Annotated in this window: 4 protein-coding genes and 1 pseudogene; all 5 read left to right on the top strand. The window is 30.6% G+C overall.

The features are described from left to right. Positions 1 to 2,493: pseudogene (locus RMO70_RS07280) on the top strand (CHAP domain-containing protein); the annotation flags it as partial. A 2-nt stretch (positions 2,494 to 2,495) separates the two neighbouring features. Beyond that, complete coding sequence (locus tag RMO70_RS07285; protein WP_310555765.1) at positions 2,496 to 3,407, top strand: hypothetical protein; 912 nt, start codon at positions 2,496 to 2,498, stop codon at positions 3,405 to 3,407. 131 nt (positions 3,408 to 3,538) lie between these two features. Then, positions 3,539 to 5,038, top strand: coding sequence for a DUF5675 family protein (locus RMO70_RS07290; RefSeq protein WP_310555766.1), 1,500 nt, complete (start codon positions 3,539 to 3,541; stop codon positions 5,036 to 5,038). Continuing rightward, on the top strand, positions 5,031 to 6,311 hold the full coding sequence (locus tag RMO70_RS07295; protein ID WP_310555767.1) for an SH3 domain-containing protein: 1,281 nt from the start codon (positions 5,031 to 5,033) through the stop codon (positions 6,309 to 6,311). Before RMO70_RS07290 ends, RMO70_RS07295 begins: the two co-directional genes overlap by 8 nt. A gap of 182 nt (positions 6,312 to 6,493) precedes the next feature. Beyond that, positions 6,494 to 6,696 (top strand): hypothetical protein (locus RMO70_RS07300; protein ID WP_310555768.1); only part of this gene is annotated, 203 nt, incomplete at its 3' end.

A 6,696-nucleotide genomic window follows, 5' to 3' on the forward strand; every position in this document is an offset into this window, starting at 1 on the left:
GGAGTACAAGCCATAACAGGTAGCGCAGAAATAAAAGCAGGTAATTGGGGAAACTACGAAGTATCGAAGTGGTATGAAGGTACGCCTATGTCACTTCGAAATGAAGCCAATGTAAAATGGGCAGCTTTTAATGTAACCACCGGAAAACCCGTAAAAATTTTAGAAAAAGAAATAGGTCATTTTCGATTTCAAGAAAAAGCAATTGGGCAAACGTATTTGATTGTTGCTTATATGTTTGAACCTGAATTGAGTACAGGTATCAAAGTTACGGTTGTTTCGGCTGAAGAACCTAAGATATTAGGCATTGATGTTACAGATTATTACGACAAGCCCATCACTAAAAAGTTAGCCTACGGAAATATAATTAATGTACACGTGCGCACCGCAGGAATGGTAGGACATCATATGAACATTACGCTTTGGGAGGACGATGTAGATGGCGCAGGACATAGTGATAAGAATACTAAAATTGTAAAATACGACAAACCTGCTAAAGTAGGTAGCAAAGGCATTGCCCACGCCCAGTTTGTAATGAGTCGAGACTATGCTAAAAAAGCGCTTAAAAACGAAGGGAAAGACGATGAAACACACGAGTATTATGTAACAGCTTTTGCACTTGGAGAACTTAAAGCGAGTAAAAACGTAAATTTTGTTTACCCAAAAGAGCGAATAGCCGAAACCAAAGACAAACTAGAAGGTAAGGCGAAGCCCAAAGAAGTGATTCCGCCCGTAAAGAAAAAAATACCAGTACAACCAGCTGGTACAGCAAGAAGACCACAAACACCTGCAACAAAAAAACCAGCCGAAGCCCACCGTGAGGCGGGTAAAAAACAAATCACACAAGTTACCATTGTCAAAAAAGGCGACTCTCAAGTTATAGCGACTATTTACTCCACAGGACTCAAAGGCAAAGACATACAATTCAAATTGTATGAAGACGATTATGCAGGCGACGACTTACTGGTAGATCAAAAATTTACTATTTCAGGCGACACAATGCCTATTTATGTTGATTTGAAAAAAATATCCGCAAGCAAAGGCGGTACATTTTGGGAAGAAGGCACAGAGCAAGAATTATATGTTGATATTGAAGTTCTAGAAACTCACGCACACCTACAAAGTGCTACTATAAATGTAGATAGCAAAGGGTTTAAGGTGGATGTGGATGATAAGAATAAAGTGGTTACATTGGAGAAGAGTGAGGTAGAGAAGAAGAAGAAAGAAGAAACTTGTGTTTGTAAAGGATTTGACCTGATTTGGGGCGATAAGGTAGGTTGCGATTTTAGAAAAAAAGTTTTAGAAATTAGTAAAGACTTATGGGGTGATGGTAAGAAAAAAGAAATGGCAAACGGACTTATGGCTGTTATGAATGTAGAAACTTCTGGCACTTTTTCTTCCTCAAAGATTGATTTAGTTAGTTATATAGATGGTAAAGGAAAAAAAAGGAAAAAATATCAAGGTCTGTCAAGTGTTGCAATTAATAAATTAGATGAAAATTTTAGTGGTGCTGTAGGATTAATTCAATTTACTAAAGATGCTATTGATGCACTTAATAAAGAAAATTCTCTACAACTTACAAAAAAGAAATTAGCATTAATGAAAGATGTTGACCAACTTGATTATGTAAAAAAATATTTTATGCTTTATAATTGGCATAAAAAATTACTTAACCCCGAAGATATTTATTTACAGGTTTTTGCTCCAATTGGAATTGCTAAAAATGATGATTATGTTTTGTATAAAAAATATGAGAATCCAGAGAGTGATAAAGAGAAAAAAAGCAATAAAAATTATAATGCAAATAAAAGTGTTGATGAAGAAAATAATAATGATAAAAAGATTCAACGTAGTGAAATATTAGGAAGATATCGTACAAGTTTTACAGACGGTTTATTAAAAAAAGAAAAAGAATTTAGTTGTGGTGCGATAAAAAAGAAAGATGAAAGTAATGAATTAGGTGTTTTAGAAGAAATGAAACAACTAGTTGATAAACACATTGCTTATAGTCAATTAGGTGTGAGGAATTCACTTTCTGAAAAGGGGCTTGCAGGCTTAGATTGTTCCGAAACGGTTTCGATTTATTTGACTAAACTTGGTGTAGCATCAAGTGTTAAGGAAATTCATACTGGAATAATGACAACACAAACTGATTTTAGGAAAGCTATAGATTCTGAAAATATTGATTTTATTTCAGGTAGTGAAAAGTCTGATTTTAAACCTCATAGAGGAGATATTTTTGTTTGGAGAAGATCTGATGGAGTTGGACACACTGGAATTGTTTATGATTTTGACAAGAAATCTGATTTAGTGACAATCCTTGAGGCAATTGGAAATGTTGGTAGTGCTGATGAAACAACTAATAAAAATAATGGTGGCTATTCTGGCAAAGGCAGTTCTAGAACTGCTGTGTACAAAAGAACAGGAAAAGCCTTGTCAGCTCATAAAGGTTGGAAAGGATATTTTAGACCAAAAAATTATACTAAAAAATTATAAAAATGAAATTAATTAAATATTTACTTCTAGCATTACTTTTCATCAATTGTAGGCAAGAAAAAACAGAAAACAATAGAGTAAAAGAAATAGAAGGCGTTTCAAACGAAGTTTTAAATAGCGATACAGCTTATTCGGATGAATCGCTGGATGCGCTTTTAAAATGTGGGGAATATTCTTTAATGGATGATTATTTTACTGTTCCAGATAATGGTTGTATATACGCTCCAAGTACAATTAATAAATTAGGTAACGTTGAAGTATACCTAATTCCTAAAACAAATTTAAATGATGCTATTGATGTAGAAAAAGAAGAAGCTAAAATTAACATAATGAATATTGCTGATTTAAAAAAGAATTATAACATATACATATTAGTAATTGATAAAAAATATTTAACACATAATCAAAATATGGATATTCCATATTATCCAAGTTTACCATATGAACAAATTGTTTTTAAATATGAAAATGGGATATGGGAAAAAACAAATATTTTAAATTTAAAAGAAGGCAATGATTCAGAATACAATAATTGGAAGAAAAAAAATTTAGTTAAATCTCAATTTGTAGGTGATAATAAATCATTAGAATTGAAAGGAGATTATTTTATTAAAACAAAGGTTTCAAGTGTAGAAACTGGGGATCCAATAGATGTTAAATTTTACTTTAATTTTGAAACCTCAACAGCAACTTTAAGCATTGGTTCAGACAATTCTCTTGAAGCATATTGTGAAGGAACATATAGTATTAATAAGAATAATGATAATTTAAAATTAGAGTATACAGATGAAGGAACTTGCCCTTCGGATAAAGATGAAAGCTCATTTTTAATTAAAGAGGAAAATAATCAATACTATATAAAAAGTAAAAGATTTTATGACTTTGATTGGAAAATTTTAAAATTGAAAGAATAGATTGGTATTTGATAAAAACCTAATAGGGTAAAAAACAAATTACACAAGTTACCATTGTCAAAAAAGGAGACTCTCAAGTTATAGCGACTATTTACTCCACAGGACTGAAAGGAAAAGACATACAATTCAAATTGTATGAAGACGATTATGCAGGCGACGACTTACTGGTAGATCAAAAGTTTACTATTTCAGGCGACACAATGCCTATTTATGTTGATTTGAAAAAAATATCCGCAAGCAAAGGCGGTACATTTTGGGAAGAAGGCACAGAGCAAGAATTATATGTTGACATTGAAGTTCTAGAAACTCACGCACACCTACAAAGTGCTACTATAAATGTAGACAGCAAAGGGTTTAAGGTGGATGTGGATGATGCTAACAAAGTGGTTACATTGGAGGACAGTAAGGTGGAGAAGAAGGAGAAAGAAGGAAAAAGTGATTGCCCAAGATGTGTTGAAGATTTTAAATATGTTGATATTGTAAAAATATTTCCTGCTGCTGCTAAAAATAAAAGCCTTGCTGAAAATTTAATCAAAGAAATTAATAAACTAAAGGAAAAATATGGAATAAATACTTGTATTAGAAAAGCACATTTGATAAATCAATTTGGTTCAGAAACAGGTTTTCATACATTGATTGAGGGCATTGATGGATATAGTGTTTCTACACTTAAAGCTTTGTTTGGATATTTTAGAAGACATCCAAATGAAGCTGAAACATATAAAGGCGACTTATATGAAATAGCTGTTAGAGCTTACGGTTTGAGAAAAGTTGATAGTGAGGCTGATATAGTTTCGTGTAGTATAAAACCTGGAGACAGAAAATGTAATGATTTAGGTAATGAATCAAAAGAAGATGGATATACTTATATAGGAAGAGGATTAATTCAACTAACAGGAAAATATAATTATTCTCAAATTAATAATGACTTCAAAAAGGCATTTCCAGGTAAAGGAGATTTGGTGTCAAATCCAAAACTCCTTGAAGAGCCTGAATATGCTACAATGTCTGCTTATAGTTATTGGATTAATAATAAACTTAATTCAAAAGCAGATTTAGGATCGAAACCTAGCAATGTAGATGCTTTAACAAAAATAATTAACAAAAATCTCGATGAAAGTCATTATGAAAAAAGAAGAAAGTCTTTTGTAAAAGCAAAAGAAGTTTATCGTTTGTCCGAATGTAAAAATTTAAAATCTAGTGACGAGAATACAGAAAAAGTTACAATTAGACTGGTTAGAAAATGGCAAACTTTAAACTCAACAATAGGCGAATTTACTATTGATAATTCTGATATTAAAGGTTTTATTTTAGAAGAAAAAGGTCCAGATACTACTATTTCAGGGATAGAACAAAGAGTTCCGATTGGTACATATAATTTAGTTTGGCATTCTGGATCAAAATTTAAGAATGTTTTAAAACTTTATAATAGTTCAGTAAGTATAGATCGTGCAATATTAATACATCCAGGTAATTCTGCAAAAGATACAGAAGGCTGTTTATTACCAGGGTCTTCTAAAAGTACAGATTGGGTTTCAGGTAGTAAAGATAAACTTAAAGAGATTAAAGATTATGTTACCGAAAAAGGAATTGAAGGTGCAAAAATTATAATAACACAAAATTATGTATAGATATATAATATTTTTATTTTTAACACTAAATTCTTGTAAGTCAGAATCACAAGAGAGTTTAGGTTCAATAATTGAATTGAAAAAAGCATATTCAAAAAATGATGATGCTTTGTTTATAAAAAATTTCCCTAAAAATCACAAACAGTTTGTGAGCTATTTTGGCTGGAATGATATTTTAGACAAACCATTCCCACTGTATAATGAAAATGAAAAATATATTGAAAAGTTCTTTAATATAGTCTCAAAAAATGAAAATAAGGAATTCTTAAAACTTATTATTGATATTGGTGTAAATGGAAAATACCAAGCTGATGCAGTTAGTTATTTTAAAATGCAAACAGAAAAGATATTTATTAAGAATCCTAATTTAGTTTGTGAATTATTAAAAGACAGAAAAACTAGAGATGTAGATAGTTTTTGGTATTTTTATATAGATTCGCCTCAGCCATTGACTATAGTTCCTAAATATTTTGATAAATTAAAAAATAATTGTAATCCAATATACAAATCTTTAGAAAAGCAAATTAAATTAAGTCAAAACGAGAATATCGTTTCAGAAGTTACAGATGTGAATAAATCAAATAAACTAAAAAGTATTGAAGATTTTATTCCAAAAGGATTTATTATTTTAGATAGCCTTTCTGGGGATTTAAATAATGATAAATTAGTTGATAAAATAATCATTTTAGCTAATGAACAAGAGTTTAAAAATAATGAATCAAGAATATTTTTGATTTTAATAAATGATAATAATAGTGGATTTATTTTAAAAACAAAAAATAAAAATGTAATACCATGTTTAAAATGTGCTGGTGGTTCAGGAGGCGAAGATTCTTATAGTGATTTATCATTAAAGAAAAATTTGTTCAGTTTTACACAATTAAAAATTAATGATTCAAAATTAATTGAAAAAAAGTATGAATTTCAAAGTATTGGAGGAGAAATTTTTCTCAATAAGGTTACAATTATAAAATCAGATTTATACAATGACAGCGAACCAAAAGAAAAAAAAGTAATCAATAACCTGAAAATTAATATAAATAATTTTAATTATAATAATTTTGAAAAGAATATTTCAGTTACAGTAAAAATTCAAGATCCTGATGGCTATACAAATTTAAGAAAGGAAAAAAGTACGACATCTCCTGTACTAGAGAAAGTAAAAACTGGAGAATCAGTTGAGGTAATTGAGCAATCAGGCGATTGGTTTTTAGTTAAAACAAAAGCAGGAAATCAAGGCTATGTATTCAAAACTAAAATAAAATCAGAATAAATTTAAAAACGGCTCCCGAGCCGTTTTGTTCTTTGATATAAAATTCTAAAATAGTCTCCTATTGCCCCAGATTGCAGTGATAGCCCCGAGGCAATAAAAGCTATTTTTCTAGACATTGCAAAGCGACCAGAGGAAGCTCTTGTAATGACTTTAGAAAAAAAGCGTTTATAACAAGGGCTAAAGTGGAAAGCTGGAAAAGGCACAAGAAAGATAAAACAAAAGGAGTTAAAGCCATTACGGGTATAAAAGAAATAAAAGTAGGCGATTGGGAAAACTACGATGTCTCACAATGGCACGAAGGAACACCACAAGAAAAAAGAAACGAAGCTCACGTAAAGTGGGAGTTGTATCACTTAAAAGACGGTAAAACCCCTGTGCTGGTTTT

It is taken from the genome of Flavobacterium sp., from assembly GCF_031422135.1.
Lineage (GTDB): Bacteria > Bacteroidota > Bacteroidia > Flavobacteriales > Flavobacteriaceae > Flavobacterium.

What these genes read in the sequence shown, in the direction of transcription:
- RMO70_RS07285 (WP_310555765.1), top strand. Translation starts at nt 2,496, where the DNA reads ATGAAATTAATTAAATATTTACTTCTAGCATTACTTTTCATCAATTGT.
- RMO70_RS07295 (WP_310555767.1), top strand. Translation starts at nt 5,031, where the DNA reads ATGTATAGATATATAATATTTTTATTTTTAACACTAAATTCTTGTAAG.